The sequence below is a fragment of the Chelatococcus sp. KU-N122 genome, assembly GCF_055391085.1.
In genome coordinates this window covers 4,228,483-4,247,703 of the sequence record NZ_AP043981.1, presented here as the reverse complement: position 1 = coordinate 4,247,703, position 19,221 = coordinate 4,228,483, and the positions used below count along the sequence as shown (strand labels likewise).

19 protein-coding genes are annotated in these 19,221 nt (G+C 70.4%); 10 read left to right on the top strand and 9 right to left on the bottom strand.

Going from position 1 to position 19,221, the window contains the following annotated elements; translation table 11 throughout:
• Complete coding sequence (locus tag ACZ5PO_RS19115; RefSeq protein ID WP_464196317.1) at positions 1–3,738, bottom strand: hydantoinase B/oxoprolinase family protein; 3,738 nt, start codon at positions 3,736–3,738, stop codon at positions 1–3.
• Positions 3,739–4,031: 293 nt separating this feature from the next.
• On the opposite strand from ACZ5PO_RS19115, the gene ACZ5PO_RS19110 reads away from it, so the two are divergent.
• The 4 genes from ACZ5PO_RS19110 (at position 4,032) to ACZ5PO_RS19095 (ending at position 6,902) form a co-directional block, all read left to right on the top strand.
• Positions 4,032–4,487 carry a hypothetical protein gene (locus ACZ5PO_RS19110; protein ID WP_464196315.1) on the top strand — a complete coding sequence of 152 codons (456 nt, stop codon included), beginning with the start codon at positions 4,032–4,034 and terminating at the stop codon, positions 4,485–4,487.
• 29 nt (positions 4,488–4,516) lie between these two features.
• Complete coding sequence (locus ACZ5PO_RS19105) at positions 4,517–5,242, top strand: ribonuclease T2 family protein (RefSeq protein WP_464196313.1); 726 nt, start codon at positions 4,517–4,519, stop codon at positions 5,240–5,242.
• 67 nt (positions 5,243–5,309) lie between these two features.
• Entirely contained in the window at positions 5,310–6,155 is an 846-nt protein-coding gene (locus tag ACZ5PO_RS19100; RefSeq protein WP_464196311.1) for a 23S rRNA (adenine(2030)-N(6))-methyltransferase RlmJ, read from the top strand.
• A gap of 141 nt (positions 6,156–6,296) precedes the next feature.
• A complete protein-coding gene (locus tag ACZ5PO_RS19095; RefSeq protein WP_464196309.1) occupies positions 6,297–6,902 on the top strand; it encodes a glutathione S-transferase family protein in 606 nt (201 codons plus the stop codon).
• Between the two features lie 101 nt (positions 6,903–7,003).
• Here the strand turns inward: ACZ5PO_RS19095 and ACZ5PO_RS19090 are convergent, their stop codons facing one another.
• On the bottom strand, positions 7,004–7,756 hold the full coding sequence (locus ACZ5PO_RS19090) for an outer membrane protein (RefSeq protein ID WP_464196307.1): 753 nt from the start codon (positions 7,754–7,756) through the stop codon (positions 7,004–7,006).
• 586 nt (positions 7,757–8,342) lie between these two features.
• Here ACZ5PO_RS19090 and ACZ5PO_RS19085 point away from each other — a divergent pair.
• Together ACZ5PO_RS19085 and ACZ5PO_RS19080 are read left to right on the top strand one after the other, a co-directional pair.
• Positions 8,343–9,173, top strand: a complete 831-nt coding sequence (locus ACZ5PO_RS19085) for a glycosyltransferase family 2 protein (RefSeq protein WP_464196305.1) — start codon at positions 8,343–8,345, stop codon at positions 9,171–9,173.
• Positions 9,170–9,940: an SDR family oxidoreductase gene (locus ACZ5PO_RS19080; protein WP_464196303.1), complete on the top strand. Its 771-nt coding sequence runs from the start codon at positions 9,170–9,172 to the stop codon at positions 9,938–9,940. Before ACZ5PO_RS19085 ends, ACZ5PO_RS19080 begins: the two co-directional genes overlap by 4 nt.
• 100 nt (positions 9,941–10,040) lie before the next feature.
• On the opposite strand, the gene pgeF is transcribed toward ACZ5PO_RS19080, so the two are convergent.
• Genes pgeF through lgt form a run of 3 tightly spaced genes read right to left on the bottom strand, consistent with a single transcriptional unit; the run spans position 10,041 to position 12,842 of the window.
• Positions 10,041–10,805, bottom strand: coding sequence for a peptidoglycan editing factor PgeF (gene pgeF, locus ACZ5PO_RS19075; RefSeq protein WP_464196301.1), 765 nt, complete (start codon positions 10,803–10,805; stop codon positions 10,041–10,043).
• Positions 10,806–10,833: 28 nt separating this feature from the next.
• Positions 10,834–11,973, bottom strand: coding sequence for a class I SAM-dependent methyltransferase (locus tag ACZ5PO_RS19070; RefSeq protein ID WP_464196299.1), 1,140 nt, complete (start codon positions 11,971–11,973; stop codon positions 10,834–10,836).
• On the bottom strand, positions 11,970–12,842 hold the full coding sequence (gene lgt / locus ACZ5PO_RS19065; protein ID WP_464196297.1) for a prolipoprotein diacylglyceryl transferase: 873 nt from the start codon (positions 12,840–12,842) through the stop codon (positions 11,970–11,972). The genes ACZ5PO_RS19070 and lgt overlap by 4 nt, the downstream gene beginning before the upstream one ends.
• A 228-nt stretch (positions 12,843–13,070) precedes the next feature.
• Between lgt and ACZ5PO_RS19060 the strand changes: the two genes are divergently transcribed.
• From ACZ5PO_RS19060 to proC, 3 genes are all read left to right on the top strand, one after another.
• On the top strand, positions 13,071–13,376 hold the full coding sequence (locus tag ACZ5PO_RS19060; protein ID WP_464196916.1) for an accessory factor UbiK family protein: 306 nt from the start codon (positions 13,071–13,073) through the stop codon (positions 13,374–13,376).
• Positions 13,377–13,800: 424 nt separating this feature from the next.
• Positions 13,801–14,301: a type III secretion system chaperone family protein gene (locus ACZ5PO_RS19055; protein ID WP_464196295.1), complete on the top strand. Its 501-nt coding sequence runs from the start codon at positions 13,801–13,803 to the stop codon at positions 14,299–14,301.
• A gap of 77 nt (positions 14,302–14,378) precedes the next feature.
• Positions 14,379–15,197: a pyrroline-5-carboxylate reductase gene (gene proC, locus ACZ5PO_RS19050; protein WP_464196293.1), complete on the top strand. Its 819-nt coding sequence runs from the start codon at positions 14,379–14,381 to the stop codon at positions 15,195–15,197.
• 93 nt (positions 15,198–15,290) lie between these two features.
• On the opposite strand, the gene ACZ5PO_RS19045 is transcribed toward proC, so the two are convergent.
• A complete protein-coding gene (locus ACZ5PO_RS19045; RefSeq protein WP_464196291.1) occupies positions 15,291–15,419 on the bottom strand; it encodes a hypothetical protein in 129 nt (42 codons plus the stop codon).
• On the opposite strand from ACZ5PO_RS19045, the gene ACZ5PO_RS19040 reads away from it, so the two are divergent.
• Positions 15,418–16,188, top strand: coding sequence for a TetR/AcrR family transcriptional regulator (locus ACZ5PO_RS19040; RefSeq protein ID WP_464196289.1), 771 nt, complete (start codon positions 15,418–15,420; stop codon positions 16,186–16,188). The two genes, ACZ5PO_RS19045 and ACZ5PO_RS19040, sit on opposite strands and share 2 nt — an antisense overlap.
• Positions 16,189–16,421: 233 nt before the next feature.
• Here ACZ5PO_RS19040 and ACZ5PO_RS19035 read toward each other — a convergent pair whose 3' ends face one another.
• Genes ACZ5PO_RS19035 through ACZ5PO_RS19025 form a run of 3 tightly spaced genes read right to left on the bottom strand, consistent with a single transcriptional unit; the run spans position 16,422 to position 19,146 of the window.
• A complete protein-coding gene (locus ACZ5PO_RS19035) occupies positions 16,422–17,858 on the bottom strand; it encodes an ATP-binding protein (RefSeq protein ID WP_464196287.1) in 1,437 nt (478 codons plus the stop codon).
• Between the two features lie 53 nt (positions 17,859–17,911).
• Entirely contained in the window at positions 17,912–18,631 is a 720-nt protein-coding gene (locus tag ACZ5PO_RS19030; RefSeq protein ID WP_464196285.1) for a response regulator, read from the bottom strand.
• The gene (locus ACZ5PO_RS19025; protein ID WP_464196283.1) at positions 18,628–19,146 is read right to left on the bottom strand and encodes a MarR family winged helix-turn-helix transcriptional regulator; all 519 of its coding nucleotides are present in this window, start codon (positions 19,144–19,146) and stop codon (positions 18,628–18,630) included. The genes ACZ5PO_RS19030 and ACZ5PO_RS19025 overlap by 4 nt, the downstream gene beginning before the upstream one ends.
• Positions 19,147–19,221: the final 75 nt, after the last annotated feature.

Here is a 19,221-nt window from a genome sequence, read left to right as displayed (position 1 = left end):
TCAGACGGCTTCGTCCGCGCCTGCACCGGCCTGGCCGAAGCCGCCCGGGGTCGGCGTCTCGATGATCACCGCCTCGCCCGCTTCGATGATCGTCTGATCGCAGCCGCCGAGCGGCTCGATGCGGCCGTCGAGCCGGCGCACCGCGTTGCGCCCGGTCCGGCCCGGCGCGCCGCCGGCGAGGCCGAACGGCGGCACCCGGCGATGGCCGGACAGCAGCGCGCATTCCATCCGCTCGCGGAAGCGCAGCGTGCGGCTGGTGCCGCCGCCGCCGTGCCAGCGGCCGCGACCGCCCGAGCCGAAGCGGATGTGGAAGTCCTCCAGGACGACCGGAAAGCGCGTCTCCAGGATCTCTGGATCGGTGAGGCGCGAGTTGGTCATGTGGGTGTGGACGCCGTCGGCGCCGTCGAAGCCGTCGCCGGCCGGCGCGCCGGAGCAGATCGTCTCGTAATACTGGTAGGTGTCGTTGCCGAAGGTGAGGTTGTTCATGGTGCCCTGGGCGGCGGCGAGCGCGCCCAACGCCCCGAACAGGCAATTGGTCACGGCCTGGCTCACCTCCACATTGCCGGCGACGACCGCCGCGGGGTAGCGGGGCGACAGCATCGAGCCCTCCGGCACGACGATGCGGATCGGCCGCAGGCAGCCGGCGTTCATCGGGATCTCGTCGTCGACCATGACGCGGAAGACGTAGAGCACGGCGGCGCGGGTGACCGGCGCCGGCGCGTTGAAATTGTCGTCCCGTTGCGGCGAGGTGCCGGTGAAATCGACCGTGGCCTCGCGGCTGGGCTTGTCGACGGTGATCTTCACCCGGATGACGCAGCCCTGATCCATCTCCAGCTCGAACGCCGAATCGCGCAGGCGGTCGAGCACGCGCCGCACGCTTTCGGCCGCGTTGTCCTGCACGTGCCCCATGTAGGCGCGCACCGCCGGCAGGCCGAAATGCGCGACCATGCGGCCGAGCTCGCTCACGCCCTTCTCGTTGGCGGCGATCTGCGCCTTCAGGTCGTTGACGTTCTGGGTCAGGTTGCGGACCGGATAGCGGGCGCCGAGCAGGAGCTCCGCCAGCTCCCGCTCACGAAAACGCCCCTGGTCGACCAGCTTGAAGTTGTCGATATAGACCCCTTCCTCCTCGATGGTCGTCGCCAGCGGCGACATGGAGCCGGGGGCCAGCCCGCCGACGTCGGCGTGGTGGCCGCGGGAGGCGACCCAGAACAGCAGCTCCCGCCCGGCATCGTCGAACACCGGCGTGCAGACGGTGATGTCGGGCAGATGCGTGCCGCCGTTGTAGGGGGCGTTGAGGCAGAAGACGTCGCCCGGCCGGATCACCTCGTTCTGGCGGATGACGGTCTCGACCGACTTGTCCATCGAGCCCAGGTGCACGGGCATGTGCGGTGCGTTGGCGACGAGATTGCCCTCGGCGTCGAACACGGCGCAGGAAAAATCGAGCCGCTCCTTGATGTTCACGGAATAGGCAGTGTTCTGCAGCGTGACGCCCATCTGCTCGGCGATGGACATGAACAGGTTGTTGAAGATCTCCAGCATCACCGGGTCGGCCTCGGTGCCGAGCGCCGTGCGCCGGGGCAGCGGCGCGACGCGGGAGAGCAGGAGATCGCCGGACGGCGTAAGCGCCGCCTGCCAGCCGGCCTCGACGACGACCGTCTGGTTGGGCTCGACGATGATGGCCGGCCCGTCGACGGTCTGGCCCGGGCCGATCGCTTCTCGCATCACCACCGCCGCATCGTGCCAGCGCCCCTGGCTGAAGACGCGGGTGGTGCGGGCGATCGCCGGACGGCCGTTCGCAGGCTCGCCGTGGACAGCCTCCGGAAGGCGTGCGCCGCCGCCCACCGCCTCGACTTCGACCGCCTCGACGACAAGCGCCTTCGCGGCGTCAACGAAGCCGAAACGACGGCGATGCGCCTCCTCGAAGGCGCCCTTCAGCCCGGCGACCGAGGCGTCCCCCTCCCCCGTCCGTGCGGGTGCCGGGCCTGCCGTGCGCTGGCCGGCCGCCACCGGCAGCGCGGTATCGGTGCCGGCGTAGCGGATGTGGGCGCGCACGCTGGTCGTCACCGCCTCCTGCGGGATGCCCTGCGCGGCGAGCTCCGCCAGGCAGTCGCCGGCGAGCGCGTCGGCCAGCGCCGCGATGGCGGCGGGCGCGCCTGAGTCGAGCGGCACGTCGAGCGCCTTGGTGCGTGCCGCCGAGACGTCGGCCAGGCCCATGCCGTAGGCCGACAGCAGCCCCGAGAACGGGTGGATCAGCACGCGCGTCATGCCCAGCGCATCCGCCACCAGACAGGCGTGCTGGCCGCCGGCGCCGCCGAAGCAGTTCAGCACGTAGCCGGTGACGTCGTAGCCGCGCTGCACCGAGATGCGCTTGATGGCCTCGGCCATGTTGGCGACGGCGATGGCGATGAAGCCGTCGGCCACCTCCTCGGCGGTGCGCCCGTCGCCGACCTCCGCGGCCAGCTCGGCGAAGCCGTCGCGGACAGCCTCTGCGTCCAACGGCTCGTCGCGGCCGGGGCCGAAGATGCGCGGAAACAGATCGGGATCGAGCTTGCCGACCATGACGTTGGCATCGGTCACCGCGAGCGGGCCGCCACGGCGATAGCAGCGCGGGCCGGGGTCGGCTCCGGCCGAGTCGGGCCCGACCCGGAAGCGCGCGCCATCGAAATGCAGGATCGAGCCGCCGCCGGCCGCGACCGTGTGGATCAGCATCATCGGCGCGCGCATGCGCACGCCGGCGACCTCCGTCTCGAAGGCGCGCTCGTAGTCGCCGTCGAAATGGGCCACATCGGTGGAGGTGCCGCCCATGTCGAAGCCGATGACCTCGCCGAAGCCCGCCGCCTTCGCCGTCTGCGCCATGCCGACCACGCCGCCCGCCGGGCCGGAGAGAATCGCGTCCTTGCCCTGGAACAGGTCCGCGGCGGTGAGGCCGCCGGCGGAGGTCATGAACATCAGCCGGGGGCCGGAACGGTCCTGCGCCGCGCCATCGTGCGCGTCCCCGGGGCGGGGCATGCCGAGCTCGCCGGCGACCTGAGCGACGTAGCGGGCGAGGATGGGAGACAGATAGGCATCCACCACCGTCGTGTCGCCGCGGCCGACGAGCTTGATCAGCGGCGACACCTCGTGGCTCACGGACACCTGGGCGAAGCCCATGGCGCGCGCCAGGCCGGCGACGAGCTGCTCATGCTGCGGGTAACGGAAACCGTGCACGAAGACGATGGCCAGCGCGGCAAAACCTGCATCCCGGAGCGCGTGCAACGCCGCGCGCACCGACGTCTCGTCCGGCGAACGCTCGACCGTGCCGTCCGCCAGCACGCGCTCGTCGATCTCCACCACCCGCTCGTAGAGCTCGGCCGGCTTGACGATGCTGCGGGCGAAGATCCTCGGCCGCGCCTGGTAGCCGATGCGCAGGGCATCGCGGAAGCCACGGGTCACGATCAGCGCGGTGCGCTCGCCTTTGCGCTCCAGCAGGGCATTGGTGGCCACGGTCGTGCCCATGCGCACGTCGCCGATGAGCCCCGGCGGCAGCGGCCGGCGCGGATCAAGGCCGGTGTGCGCGGCGAGATGCTCGCGGATGCCCTGCACGGCCGCGTCGCGATAGGCGCCGGGATTTTCCGACAACAGCTTGCGGGCGTGGAGCCGTCCATCCGGCGCGCGGGCGATGACGTCGGTGAAGGTGCCGCCGCGATCGATCCAGAAGTCCCACCGCGCCGACCGGCGCGACACCGCGGCCTCGTCCATGTGGCCTCACCCTCGCTTCGAACGCCGGCGCACCGGAGCGCCACCGCTCATGGCGCCTCGGCCGGCGCAACCCGCTGCACGGACCAGCCCGGCCCACCGCGGGCCCCTGGATAGCCGAATTGGCGCCATCGACAAATTGTCATGGCGAAATGCGCCCTGCATCTGAAGCGGAGCTTCGATGATCCGCCGCGCCGACCGCATTGCGTCGACACCTGTTGCACGCGTGCGCTTGACCGGGGCGGCGCACGTCGCCATCGTCCTCCGGTTAAAGTTGCCCTAACGGACCCATGGTCATGCGCGCTGGCGTTATCTCCTTCCTTCTTTCGCTCGTCGTTCTGGCCGGATCGGCGGGACTGGCGGCGGCCCGCGACCAGGTGCCGGCCGAGCAACGGGACACGCCATGGACCGGCATCATCCCGGACTGCAATGCGGACATGGTGCTGCTCAACGTCTCCGAGCAGTTCGCCCACACCGAATCGACCTATTGGAACTCGCCCCTGACCATCACCGCCTACGATCAGGTCCGGCCGGTGGCGTTCAGGCCCTGGGGCCTCGATTACATCCCGCGCCGCTTCTGTAGCGCCCGGGCGCTGATGTCCGACGGCTACAAGCGCACCGTCTATTATTCGGTGCGCGAGGCCCTCGGGGCGCCGGGAATCACCCGAACGGAATGGGGCATCGAGTACTGCGTCGTCGGCCTCGACCGCGAGTGGCAGGACGCGCCGCTGTGCAAGATGGCGAAGCCCTGAGCCGCCAGCGTCCAACCGGCTCCGGGCTCATGCATTCGGCATCGTCCACGGCCGGCGCCGCGCCGGCGCGGCCGGCCTTGACCGTGATCGGCGCGGCTCTGCTGACGATCGCCCTGGCGCTCGGCTTCGCCGCCCCGGCGGCCGCGCAACGCTCCGGCCCCAGCGCCAATCGCGGCGCGCCGGCCGGCCAGTTCGACTATTATCTGCTGGCGCTGTCCTGGTCGCCCGGCTTCTGCGCGGCCGGCGGCGCGGAGAAGGGACGCGCCCAATGCGACCTGGGCCAGCAGCTCGGCTTCGTGGTCCATGGCCTGTGGCCGCAATACAGTGGCAACGGCTATCCGAGCGAATGCGCGCCGGCGGCTCGTTTCCCATCGCGGCTGGCGTTGCGGGGAGCCGACGACGTCTTCCCGGATCAGGGCCTCGCCCGGCACGAATGGCGCATCCATGGCACCTGCTCGGGCAAGAGCCCGACCGACTTCTTCGCCGACGTACGGCGCGCCCGCGACGCCGTCACCATCCCGCCGGCCTTCAAGGCGTCGCCGGCGGAGCAGCGGTGGACGGCGCTCGACTTGAAGCGGGCCTTCGTTGCCGCCAATCCGGGCCTGCGCACCGACATGATGGACGTCTCCTGCCGCCGCGGCGCGCTGCAGGAGGTGTTGATCTGCTTTTCCAAGGATCTGCGCTCGTTCACGCCGTGCGGCGACACCGGCCCCCCGCGTTGCCGCTCCTCCTTCCGCGTCGACCCCATGCGTTGACCGCCGGCGGCGCGGCGCCGACGCAGGTGCCCGCAGCCGTGAGCCAGCATCGACCGATCGAGCTCCGATGAACTACCGCCACGCGTTCCACGCCGGCAATTTCGCCGATGTGATGAAGCATGCGCTGCTCACCCGAATCCTGGTGCACCTGCAGCGCAAGGACACGACGTTCTTCGTTCTCGACACCCACGGCGGCATCGGGCTCTACGACCTGGCGGCGGAGGAGGCCGAGCGCACCGGCGAATGGCGGGAGGGCATCGGGCGCCTTGCGGAGCCGGCCGCGCCGGACGTCGAAGCGCTGCTGGCGCCCTACCGCGCCGCATTGGCCGCAACCTGCGCCCGGCATGGTCCCGCCGCCTATCCGGGCTCGCCGCTGATCATCGCACGCTTCCTGCGGCCGCAGGACCGGGCGCTCGCGGTCGAGCTGCATGCCCTCGACTTCGCGCTCCTCAAGGCGGCGCTCGCGCCGGTGCCGGGGATTCGCGCCCTCCCGCTCGACGGCTGGACGGCGCTCCACGCCAACATTCCGCCCAAGGAACGGCGCGGGCTCGTCCTCATCGATCCGCCCTACGAGGCCAGGAACGAGCTGACGCGGGCAGCTGACGAGCTCGTCGCCGCGCTGCGCAAATGGCCGACGGGGATCATGGCCCTCTGGTATCCGATCAAGGACCGGGCGGTCGTCGACGAAGCGGCCGAGCGCCTGGCGCGCAGCGGGCTGCGCAAGCTGCTGCGGCTCGACCTGCTGATCGACCGGGACGGGCCGCCCGAACGGCTCAACGGCTGCGGCCTCATCGTCGCCAATCCGCCGTGGACTCTCGCCGCGGAGGCGGAGGTCCTGCTGCGGGCGTTGGCCGAGCGTCTGGGCCGCGCCGGCGCAGGCGAATCCCGCTGCCAATGGATCGCGGGGGAGTAGAGCGGAGCCAGGGCGTGGCCACCGCCGCGCCGCGCCCGTAGGCTCCACGGGCTCGCCCCATGAACGGGCTCCCACGTTCTGGCCCGATGCTCTAAGAGGTCGTCGCGCCCAAGCCGACGTGAGACAACCGGACCCGCCCCCATGATGATCCTTCGCGCCTCGCCGCCCTCGCCCTACAGCCGTCTGGTACGGATCGCCGCCCAGGTCCTCGGCCTCGACCACCGCATCACCATGGTTCCGGCCGATCTCAGCAACGAGGCCGAGGTGCTGTGGCGGCAGAACCCGCTGGGCAAGATCCCGACGCTGATCACCGAGGACGGCACGTCCCTGTTCGATTCGCGGGTGATCGTGGAGTACCTCGACCATTTGGCGGGCGGCGGGCGGATCATTCCCGCCGGAGCCGACCGCTTCCAGGTGCTGAAGCTCGAGGCGCTGGCGGTCGGCATCCTCGATGCGGCGCTGCTGCAGGTCTACGAAGGGCGCTATCGCCCGGAGGAGCGGCGGCACGACGGCTGGCTCGCCATGCAGGCCAAGAAGGTCGCCGGCGCCCTGGCGGAGCTGGAAGCTGCGCCGCCGGCCCTCACCTCGCCGCCGGACGTCGGCCAGATCGCGCTGGCCTGCGCCCTGGGCTATCTCGATCTGCGCTTCGGCGGCCGTTGGCGCGCCGAGCATCCCCGCCTGGTCGACTGGCTGGATCGCTTCGCCGCGGCAGTTCCGGCATTCCGCGCCACCCACGTAGATCCGTGACGGGGCACTGCGCGCCCCGGCCAGGCGCCTCGGTCGGGCCATAGAAAAAGGGCCCGGTGGCGAACCACCGGGCCCCAATCCGAAAGGGTCGTTTCGTCTTATTAGAACTTGTAGTTCAGGCCGACGCGGACGACGCCGAACTCGTTCTGCTTGCTGCCGCTGCTGTAGTAGGCAGTGGCCAGCGGCAGGCCCGGGAGGTAGATGTCGCTGTTGCCGCGGTCGAGGTTGACATACAGGCCTTCGATCTTGGCCGTGATGTTGTTGGTGAAGGCGTACTCGAGACCACCGCCGACGGTCCAGCCGGTCGCGGTCTTGTCGCCGTTGCCGCCGTAGTAGGCCGCGCCGTAGTTGTAGAAGTTGTTGTTGCTGCCGCCGCCGCCGTAAGCGAAACCGCCGGTGGCGTAGATCAGGGCGCGGTCGAAGGCGTAGCCGACGCGGCCGCGGACGGTGCCGAACCAATCCATGCCCTGGTTGCCGCCGCCGTAGTTGTTCTTGCCGCCGAGGTCAGCGTACTGGATGTCCGCTTCCGCGCCGATCACGAACTGGCCGATCTGGTAGTTGTAGCCGATCTGGCCACCGCCGGTGAAGCCGCCGTCGTTGTTGCTGCCGCCACCGTAGTAGCCGTAGCCCGGATAGCCGTAGCCGTAGCCCGAATAACCGTAGTTCTTGTCGTTGTTGGTGTTCCAGGCGTAGCCGGCGTTGGCACCGACGTAGAAGCCGGTCCAGGTGAACACGGGCACGATGACGACCGGAGCGACCGGCGCGTACTTGCGCGACGGCAGGTCAGCTGCAAATGCAGAACCGGCGGTCAGCAGGCTTGCGGCAGCGACGCCGGCAAGAAGGATCTTCTTCATCACTCACTTACTCCGTTTATTCTTGCGAGACCGGCTGAGCCGTTCACCGCGAGTTGTAGGCTCCTAGCCCACCCGCCGGCCGGTGTCTGTAGCACTATGGCCACATGGGCACCGGCCTTTGAGGCGGAACTGTGAAGTCCGCGGGCAGAACCATGGCGGCTTCACGACGACGCAACACAGGACGCAAACGGCGATGGCCGAACCCCACCGGCGCCCTCCCATCCCCGCCCTGGGGGAAGATGGGAGGCCGTCGCACAGCGAAACCGCTGCCGTTCGAATCCGTTCCGTTCACGAGGAGACAAATACCCGATTTTGGCCGACAAGGGAGCGAAAGCTCGGATCGTGGCTAAGGAGACTTTAACGGCAGCGCTGAAGCCTCTCGGCCTGGGCGCACGGCCAGACCCGGCGCCTGCGGAGCCCCCCGAACCGCCCGGGGCGTGCCGAAGCCGGACGCCGCCGTCGGCATCTGGAAAAATGCCGCAGCCGGCAGCCGCCGCGCCGCAGGCCGCCCCGCTCCCGGGTATCCGTCGCCGGGCCGATCGCCTCGCCGCTGCGGCCGCCATGGCTTGCCGCGGTGCCCAAAGACATGCCAAAGCCAAGGCTGCACAACCGGTTGCCAGAAGTGTCGCACGTTTCCCAGCTCTCCGTCTTCATCATCGCCGTGAACGAGGTCGACCGCATCGGCCGCACGATCGAGGCCGTGCGGCCGCTCACCGACGACCTGGTGGTGATCGATTCAGGCTCGACGGACGGTACCCAGGAGCTCGCGGCGAGCCTCGGGGCGCGCGTGATTCACAATGCCTGGCCCGGCTACGGCGAGCAGAAGCGCTTCGGCGAGGAGCAGTGCCGACATCCCTGGCTGCTGAACGTCGATGCCGACGAGGTCGTGCCGCCCGATCTGGCCGGCGAGATCGCCAGCCTCTTCGTCCGCGGCGAGCCCGAGGCCGACGCCTATCGCATCCGCATCGCGGAGATTTTTCCAGGCGAGGGCACCCCTCATCCCCTCGGCTTCTCGCTGGCGCCGGTGCGGCTCTATCGCCACGACAAGGGGCGCTACTCCCGCTCCCCGGTGCACGATCGGGTGGACCTCGTCCCCGGCGCGCGCGTGCGGCGCCTCAAGGGTATCATCCACCACTTCTCGGTGCGCTCGATCGGCGACCAGCTGGCCAAGCTCAACAGCTATACGGACGCCTTGGTGGAGGACCTCGACGCCCGCGGCGAGCGCGTCTCGACGCTGCGGCTGGTGCTCGAGTTCCCCGCCAACTTCATCAAGGCCTACGTGGGACGGCGGCACGCGGTGCGCGGTATCTATGGCTTCATGACCGCCATGAACTTCGCCTTCTACCGCTATCTGCGGGTCGCCAAGCACGTGGAGCGCAGGCTCGCCGACCGGGCCCGCAAGGAGGGGCGGCTGTGACCGCCGCCCCCGCCCCGGCCGAGGTCGCGCTCGTCACCGGCGGCGCCAAGCGCATCGGCGCGGCGATCACCGAAGCATTGGTCCGTGCCGGCTACGACGTGGCGATCCACTGCCATCGCTCGCGCGATGCGGCGGAGGCCCTCGCCGCCAGGCTCGCCGCCGAGGGCGGGCGCTGTGCGGTGGTGGAGGCCGATCTGGAGGACGTCACGGCGGTCGCCGGCCTCGTCACCGCCGCGCAGGGCCAGCTCGGGCCGATCACCCTGCTCGTCAACAGCGCCGCGCTCTTCGAGCAGGACGAGATCACCGACCTTGACGTGGCACTGTGGGACCGACACTTCGCCGTCAACCTGCGTGCTCCGGCGATGCTGTCGCAGGCCTTCGCCCGGGCTCTGCCCGAGGGACGCCCGGGTGCCATCGTCAACATCCTCGACCAGCGGGTGTGGAAGCCGACGCCGCGCTGCTTCTCATATACGCTGACCAAATCCGCCCTGTTCACCGCAACCCGCACGATGGCGCAGGCGCTCGCGCCGCGCATCCGCGTCAACGCCGTCGGACCCGGGCCGATCTTCAGGAGCGAGCGGCAGACGGCCGAGGACTTCCGCAAGCAGGCGGCCGCCCTGCCGCTGGCGCGTGCCGCCGGCGCGGACGAAATCGCCGACGCAGTGCTCTATCTCGCCCGCGCCGCCAGCGTGACCGGACAGATGATCGCCGTCGACGGCGGCCAGCACCTGGCCTGGCAGACGCCCGACGCGACCGTCGCCGAGTAAGAGGGGTTCGAGCCGGCGCCCCCAGGTCCCGGACCGGCACCACGGGGGGCAACGGTTCCGTTCGCGCCGCGGGCCGATGCGCCGCGAGCAGCCTTTGACGTCACGCCTTGATGCAGATGGCGGAGATCAGGCGGCCATAGTCGGGCTCGCCGCGATGGGTGGTGCGGCGATAGCTGTAGAAGCGCGCTTCGTCGCCGTAGGTGCAGAGGCCCAGGCTCTCCGCGTGGCCGACACCGGCCCTGCCGAGCCGCAGCACGATATAGCCCGGCAGATCGAACATGGCGTGCCCGGCGCGCTCCGACGGGGCGAAGAACGCCTCGTTGGCCCTATCGGCCTCGATGAAGCGGGCGACGAACTCGGGGCCGACTTCGTAGGCCGTCGGGCCGATGGTCGGTCCGAGCACGGCGACGATCCGCTCACGGCGGGCACCGAGGCCCTCCATGGCCGCGACCGTGGCCTCGAGCACGCCGGTGAAGGCGCCGCGCCAGCCGGCATGGGCGGCACCGACGACGCCGCCGTCGCCATCGGCGAACAGCACTGGTCCGCAGTCGGCGCTGGCCACGCCGAGCGCCAGATCCGGGACCCGGGTCACGGCCGCATCGACCTTCGGCCGCTCGCTCCAGGGTGCTTCGGCCACGACGACGTCGGGCGAGTGCACCTGGTGCACGCCGAGCAGCCGCTCGGGCGGCAGGCCGAAGCGGGCCGCCATGCGCCGCCGGTTCTCCGCGACGGCGACCGGCTGGTCGTCGGAGCCGACCCCGCCGTTGAGCGAGGCGAAGATGCCTTCCGACACGCCACCTTGCCGGGTGAAGAAGGCGTGCGCGATGCCTGGCAGTTGCTTAAGCCGCTCGGCTTCGATGACCATGGATGCCGCCTCGTGCGCTCGATGGGGATCAGGATGCGTCCGCGATATCGGGTGGCGATCGCAGCGGCGCTAGCCCCGGCAACGGTGGAAGAGCCGGAGCGGCGATCGCCATCACCTTGAACAGCTCGCCCATCTGGGCCGGACCGCCGCCGGTCAGCCGGTCGAGGGCCGCGCCGATCTCGGCCCGTGCGCGTTCGTCGCGCCCGGCGGCCAGCCGCTCGGCGCGCTGGGCCGCCCCGAGCGCCTGCAGGAACGCGCCCTGCCCCACCGGGCCGTGCACCGCGGCGCCCGCGCCCAGTGCCGCCCGCGCCAGCGCACCGAAGTCCACATGCGCGGTGAGATCGGCCAGGCCGGGCTCGGCCAGCGGATCGGCATAGGCGTGCTGCCGGACGGCCTGGAGCGTGTCCCCCGTCGCAGTCTGGGCGTGACCGTAGTCGATGAGCAGCGCCGCGCCTCCCTGCTGCACCACGCGACGGGCGAGCTCGCCGGCGACGGCTGCGCCGCCCCGGTTGACCTCCAGCACCGCGCCGGGCGCCCCGACGGTCATGGACAGACCGGTCTCCGCCTCTTCGGCGAGGCCGAAGACGAGACCGCCCTCCCCCGACAGGCCCACCAGCCGCTCGTGCCAACCGCGCGCGCCACGCACAAACTGGCGGATCGGCAGAGCGTCGACGAATTCGTTGGCGACCGCCAGCAGCGGCCCGTCCGGCACATCCTCGAGGCGGTCGTGCCAGGCGACCACCGTGGCATCGGTGAGCCCGGCGTCGGCCAAGGTGGCTTGCTGCCGCTGCCGCAGCACCGGGCTCACCTCGACCAGCTCGACGCGAAGGGCGTCGCGGAACCCCGGCAGGACGCGCGCGGCGCGCCAGGCATCGGCCATGAGCGTGCCCCGGCCCGGCCCAAGCTCGACGAGGCGGACCACGGCCGGCTCGCCCATCATCTGCCAGACCGCCGCAGTCCACAGCCCGATCAGCTCGCCGAAGATCTGCGACACTTCGGGCGCGGTGGTGAAGTCGCCCGCCGCTCCGAAGGGCTCACGGCCGGTATAGTAGCCGTGCCGGGGATGGATGAGGCAAAGGCCCATGTAGCGCTCGACGGAGATCGGCCCCTCGGTCGCGATGAGCCGGCACAGCTCTTTGCCCAACGGCGTCGCCGGCCTCCCGGTCATGCCGCCGCGCGGTCCAGCGGCACCCGCGGCCGCGTGCGGCCGCCGGCCGCCACGATCAGCAGGATGACGCCGGCGATGAACAGCGGCAGGCTGAGCAGCATGCCCATGGTGAGGCCGCCGCCGAACGCGGAAATCTTCGTCCCGAGGAGAAAGCCGAGCTGCGGATCGGGCTCGCGGAAGAACTCGCAGGTGGTGCGCGCGACGGCATAGCCGATGGCGAAGACCGCGCTCACCAGGCCCGGACGGCGGAAGCCGAAGAGACGCACCGCGATGGTCACCGCGATGAACAGCAGGAGGCCTTCGGCGAAGGCTTCGTAGAGCTGGCTCGGGTGGCGCGGCAGCGGACCGCCGTTCGGGAACACCATGGCGTAGGGGAAGTCCGGCGCCACGCGGCCCCACAGCTCTCCGTTCACGAAATTGGCCAGGCGGCCGAGGAACAGCCCGATGGGAGCCACGGCGGCGGCGACGTCGAACATGGCCAGCACCGACAGCCGACGTGAACGGGCGAGCAGCACGATGCCCAGCACGGCGCCGAGGAAGCCGCCGTGGAAGGACATGCCCCCGCGCCAGACCGCCAGGATGTCGAGCGGGTGCGCCAGATACTGCTTGAGATCGTAGAACAGCACGTAGCCCAGCCGGCCGCCGAGGACGACGCCGAGCGCCACGTAAACCAGGAGATCGTCGAGATCGGCGGGAGTCGGGCGCTTGAGCGGGCCCCACAGTCGCTCCGCCGCCGCCAGCCTGCGGGCATAGAGCCAGCCGCCGACCAGGCCGACGATGTAGGCGAGCGCGTACCAGCGAATGGAGAACGGCCCGATCGATACCAGGACCGGGTCCATGACGGGAAAGGGAATCACGAAGACCGGCATGCTCTCTGGCCTAGATCGCGGGGGGGCACTCTGCGCACCGGCCGCCCCAGGTCAAGCGGTTCGCTGCGATGGATCGAACCGCCGTGCGCATCGCCCGGGAGCAGGATCCCGGTACCACATCCGGTGCCGCACCGGGCAGCCGGCCAACTGCGCCGTTGATCTCGCCGCCCGCAGACGCCATGTCACATGGCGATGGCCAAGGATGCGCCATGTTGCGCGGAGGAGATCATGTCGCAGACCTCGAATCGTTTCTTCGACGATCTCGCCCGCTTGGCGACCGACGCCGTTGGCGCCGCGCAGGGGGTCCGCCGGGAGGCGGAGACCGTGATGCGCGGCCAGGTCGAGCGGCTCATGCAGTCCATGGACATGGTGTCGCGCGAGGAGTTCGAGGCCGTGCGCGAGATGGCGATCGCGGCGCGCGACGAGAACGAACGCTTGGCCAAGCGCATCGCCGCACTCGAAGAGCGACTAAGCGCCGCACCCAAGGCGGCCGCGCCGGGCGAGCCGCCGGCGTCTGGACCTTACGGCGACTAACGGCGCGTCGAGCGCCGCCCCCTCCATCTGCCCCCTGCCCCGACTGTGGACAGCGGCGCGCGCGCCGTTGTCGGCGACGCGCGAATCTTCGAGGGTCGCGAATGTATTCGCGGCGGGAGTCCTGCGGGGTATAGTCGAACCGACAGGTGATTCGTCCAAAGCGAAGGCTGGAAAGCTTTCTGCTTGATGAATAGCTCGGGCTTCGGGGGCCTAGAGCGCTTCGCGATCGGGTGGAACCACCCGTTCACAAGGGAGGCGCTTCAGACTCAAGAGGTTTGGAGCATTTCGATCCGATCAGATGACCTCGTCTGATCGGGGAATGCTCTGGTCCTCCGTTCGCTCGAGTTGGTCGTTGCGTCGCTGCGAGCTTTGCATGCCGGCTGCATGCGGAGTTCACAACCTGGCCTCCAGCCGAGGGTTCGGCATGACCCACATCGATTTCGAGATTATGCGCAGCGAGCATCCGCTCGATGTGTTGGAACGACTTGCGTCCACCAATGACTGGAGCTTCGACAGGGCAGACGATGACGAGCTCTCCGTAACCATCAGCGGCAGCTGGACGGAGTACCACATCGCCTTCACCTGGATCGAAGAGGTGGAGGCCATGCATATCGCCTGTGCCTTCGACCTGAAGGTGCCGGAGCGACGCCGCAACGAGATGCTGACGCTCGTTTCCCTGATCAACGAGCAGCTCTGGCTGGGCCATTTCGATCTTTGGGTCAAGGAAAGCGTCGTCATGTATCGCCACGGCCTGCTGCTGGCCGGCGGTGCCGAGCCGACGCCGGGCCAGTGCGAAGTGCTGATGACGACGGCGATCGAGGCCTGCGAGCGCTACTACCAGGCGTTCCAGTTCGTGCTATGGGCCGGCAGGTCGGCGCGGGAAGCGCTCGATGGGGTGCTGTTCGAGACCGCGGGAGAGGCTTGAATCGCGCCACCTGGCTTGACCTGCGGCCCGGCGTCACCCGATAGCCGGAGCCCAGATGTCACAGCCGGGTGCCGATCATGCAGCCACTTCCCTCTCCCCTCGTTCTTGTCGGCGCCGGCCGCATGGGCGGCGCCCTGCTCAGCGGCTGGCTCGAAGGCGGTCTCGCCGCCGACTCGGCCTACGTCCTGGAGCCGTACGCCTCGGACGACCTGCGCGCGCTCTGCGCCGCGCGCGGCATCAGCCTCAATCCGCCGCTAGCGACGATCCCGGCGCCCGCGGCGATGGTGCTGGCGGTCAAGCCGCAGATGCTCGCCGAAGCCGCGCCCGGCCTCGGCGCGCTGGCTAGGCCCGACACGCTCGTCGTCTCGATCCTCGCCGGCAAGCGCCTCGTCGACATCGCCGCCGCGTTGCCGGGCGCACGGGCCATCGTGCGGGCCATGCCGAACCTGCCGGCTTCGATCCGCCGCGGCATCACGGTGGCGACCGCCAACGAGGCCGTCACGCCGGGGCAACGGGTGGCCGCCGACGGGCTGCTGGCTGCGGCCGGCGCCGTGGAGTGGGTGCAGGACGAGGGCCTGATCGACGCGGTCACGGCAGTGTCCGGTTCGGGCCCGGCCTACGTGTTCCACCTCGCCGAGGCGCTGGCGCAAGCCGGCCTCGCCGCGGGCCTGCCGCAGGCACTGGCCGACCGGCTGGCCCGCGAGACGGTCGTCGGCGCGGCCGAGCTGCTGGCGCGTTCGCCGCAGAGCCCCGCGGCGCTGCGCGAGGCGGTCACCTCCCCCGGCGGCACGACCGCCGCCGCGCTGGCGGTGCTGATGCGCGCCGACGGGCTGGCTCCCTTGCTGACCGAGGCGGTGGCGGCGGCGGCCCGTCGGTCGCAGGAGTTGTCCGGCTGAGCGCGCTGCATCACGCACCCGCCGCGGGACCATCGCGTCAGGCGTCGGGTGCTTGATCCGCCGCACTGGAACCCGCCGCATTCACTGCTACTTTCAGGCATAGAAGCCCGGCTGAAGCATCAGCGCGAGGCTGCGTTCGCCACGGGCCTCGGCCTGCGGCGAGCCCACGTGCAGGGGCGCGATCATGGTGAGGAAGCCGAGCAGCGGCAGCAGCGACGACATGGCGGCGGGGCATCCGCCGGACCCGGCGGCCGAGGCCGCGCCGAAGCCCGGGCGGCTGGGCGGTGATTCGCCCCGTGAGCGGATCGTCGAGGCGCTGATGACGCTCGCCGAGGAACGCCCGTGGGACGAGATCGGCATCCCCGACATCGCGCGGCAGGCGAACGTCAATCTGGCGGACTTCCGCGACGCCTTTCCGTCCAAGGGCGCGATCCTCGGCGGCTTCGCCCGCATGATCGACCGCAAGGTGCTGGAGACCCCCGCCGACGACCTGGCGGGCGAGCCGGCGCGCGAGCGGCTGTTCGACGTCATGATGCGCCGGATCGATGCGATGGCGCCCTACAAGGAGGCGCTGCGGCGCATTGCCATGGCGCTGCGCAGCGATCCGCTGGCGCTCGCGGCGCTGCACCAGGTCGCCGCCAACTCGATGCGTTTCATGCTTGCCGCGGCGGATGTCGACACGGAAGGAGCGCCCGGCCTGCTGCGCCTGGAGGGCGCCGTCGCCGTCTTCGCCCGCACCATGGAGACATGGTTCGAGGATGACGATCCGGGTCTGGCCCGTACGATGGCCCGGCTCGATCGGGAGCTCGGCCGCGGCGAGCGCCTGCTGAACTTTGCCGACGATCTCTACCGCGTCACCGAGCCCCTGCGGTCGCTGGGCCGTGTTCTCGCCGGAGGGCCGCGCGAGTTCGGGCGCCGCGTGCGCGAACGGAGCCGTGCGGCGCCAAGGGGCGAGACCTACGACCCAACCGATCCGCCCACGACCCATTAGTACGAGCTGAGAGACTGGGTGCTGACAGGGCCGCCGCGCACCCTCGCCGCGCTTGCGGGAGAGGGAGGGCTGAAGCGGGCTGACCGCACGACAGGACCGGCCTGGAGCCCTCTCCGACGGGGCTCCTCACCCGGCTCGCGCTTGCGCGCGATCCGACTTCGCCCCGCAGGCGGGGCGAGGTAGGCAGCTGCATCGCCGCAGCTTGTTGTTGCAACCAGGCAGCGGTGCAGGGATCAGGCGGGCACGCGCACGGTGGCGCGCAGGCCGCCCAGCGGGCTGTCCTGCAGGATCACGTCGCCGCCGTGGGCCCGCGCGATGTCGCGGGCGATGGCAAGACCGAGGCCGGAGCCGCCCTCGTCCTGGTTGCGCGCCTCGTCGAGGCGGACGAAGGGCTTGAACACCTCCTCCCGCAGCTCCGCCGGAATGCCCGGGCCATCGTCGTCGATGCTGATGGTGAGCCAGCGGGCGTCGTGGTTGGCGGTGAGCGCGACCGTCTCGCCGTGGCGGGCGGCGTTCGACACCAGGTTGAGGATCAGCCGGCGGAAGGCGTCGGGCCGGACCGTCGCCATAGGGTCGCCGTTCATGCTGACCGTCGTCGGATGTCCCTGCCGCTCCAGATCGAGCTGCATGTCGTCGAGAACGTCGCGAATGTCGGTCTCGGCCGCCACCTCGCCCGTATCGCCGCGGGCGAAGGCCAGGTAGGCCTCCAGCATGCGCGACATTTCGTCGACGTCCTTGCGCAGCGCGTCGACCTCCGGCTCGTCGTCCGGCAGCAAGGCCAGCGAGAGCCTGAAGCGGGTCAGGATCGTGCGCAGATCGTGGCTGACGCCATTGAGCATGGTGGTGCGCTGCTCGATGGCCCGCTCGATGCGGCGCTTCATCTCCAGGAAGGCGAGCCCGGCACGGCGCACCTCGCGCGCGCCGCGCGGGTGGAAATCGGGGGTCCGGCCCTTGCCGAAGTCCTCGGCCGCGTCGGCCAGGCGGAGAATGGGACGGATCTGGTTGCGCAGGAACAGGATGGCGATGCCCATGAGGACCAGGGAGGTGCCGACCATCCACACCAGGAAAATGTGCGAGTTGGAGGCGTAGGCAAGGCTGCGGCGGGCAATGACGCGCATCACCGCCCGGTCGAGCTGGATGCGGATCTCCACCAGGTTCGAGCGGCCGACCGTGTCGATCCAGAACGGGCGCGCCACCTGCTTGCGGATCTCGTCCGACAGCACGCTGTCGAGAATGGAGAAAAACGGCTTGGGCTGCGGCGACGGCAGCGGGTCCAGCGGCAGGATATCGACGTCGAGACCCAGCCGCTCGGCGGCGATCCGGGTCAGCGTCGCGGCGTCGGCGTCCTGCGGGTAGCTCTGGTAGACGTCGACCAGCGCGGCGATGTCGGCCGACACCGCCGACGACAGCCGCCGCGTCACGTTCTGGTATTGTCGCTCCAGGAAGACGTAGGCGATCACCGATTGCAGCAGGACGATCGGCGCGATGATGATGATCAGCGCGCGGGCATAGAGGCCTTTGGGCATCGCCGATCCGAGCCAGCGGGCGAAGCGGCCGTAGAGCGCGACCGGGGTGTGGGCCACGCCGCCGGCACCGTCGAGCGGCGGCGGCGCCCGCGACGGGCGCGGCCTGGCGGCCGGCGGCGTTCCCCGCGCGCCACCGCGTCGCATGGCCAGCCATCCCTGGCGTCCGCGCCGCCAGCGCGCCATCTCAACCATCGATGTCAACCATCGATCAGCAGGCGGTAGCCGATGCCGCGAACCGTCTGCAGAAAGGCGGGATTGGCGGGATCGACCTCGATCTTGCGCCGCAGCCGGTTGATCTGCACGTCGACGGTCCGTTCGTTCGCCGCCGCTCCCTGCCCCGCCAGCACATCGCGCGGCACGTTGTCCCCGCGCCGCGCCGAAAGAATGACCAGGATCTCGCGCTCGCGATCGGTCAGGCGCACGATATCGCCGTCCTTGCGCAACTCGCCGCGGTCGAGCCGGAACACGAAGGGACCGAAGCGGACCTGCTCGATATCGGCGCGGACCGTGGTCCGCTCGGCGCTGCGGCGCAGGATGTTGCCCAGCCGCAGCAGCAGCTCGCGCGGCTCGAACGGCTTGGACAGGTAGTCTTCGACGCCGGTCTCCAGCCCCTGGATGCGGTCGGCCGGCTCGGCGCGGGCGGTCAGCATCAGGATCGGCACGTCCTTGTCCTGGCGCAGGCGCACCGCGAAATCGAAGCCGTTCTCCCCGGGCATCATGACGTCGAGCACGAGCACGTCGAACATGACGTTGCTCAACTTGGTGTCCGCCTCGGCGGCATCCGCGGCGACCGTCACACGATAGCCGTTGTCGCCCAGGAAGCGCGCCAGCAGATCGCGCAGCCGCCGGTCGTCGTCGACGACCAGGACGTGCGGTGCATCGTCGGGAAGCGGGACGCGCACGCGATCGGCGTTCATCGTTCCAGCCCCCGGCGCGCCGGTCGCAGGCCGCCGGGCCCGGGCGGGTCGATCATGGCCGCCAGGAAGCCGGCCGCAGCCGCGCGGGCGCCCGGTTCGCAACGGGCGAGCGCCCGGTTGATGCGCGCGCTCTGCAATTCGGACAGCTCGAGCGCCAGGGCGCGCCCGCGCGGCGACACGAAGAGCAGCCGCTGGCGCCGGTCCGTCAGGCCGGCCCGCTGCTCCACGAAGCCTTCGTCGACCAGCTCCTTCAGCACCCGGTTGAGGCTCTGCTTGGTGATCCGCAGCAGGTCGAGCAGTTCGGCGATGGTGAGGCCCGGACGCCGGCTGACGAAATGCATCACCCGATGGTGGGCCCGGCCGAAGCCATAGTCGGCCAGCAGCCGGTCGGCGTCGCCGACGAAATCGCGATAGGCGAAGAACAGCAGCTCGATCAGATCATATTCAGGCAGCGGCCGCAGTTCCCCACCGGCCGCATCAGCCTGGACGAGTACGTCGGGCAATCGCGTCTCCATTATGTCAGCCCTGTTGACATATCTCAGGCCCGCTGTTACCCGTCAATCATCGACGGATGGTCCCGCGTCGGCTCC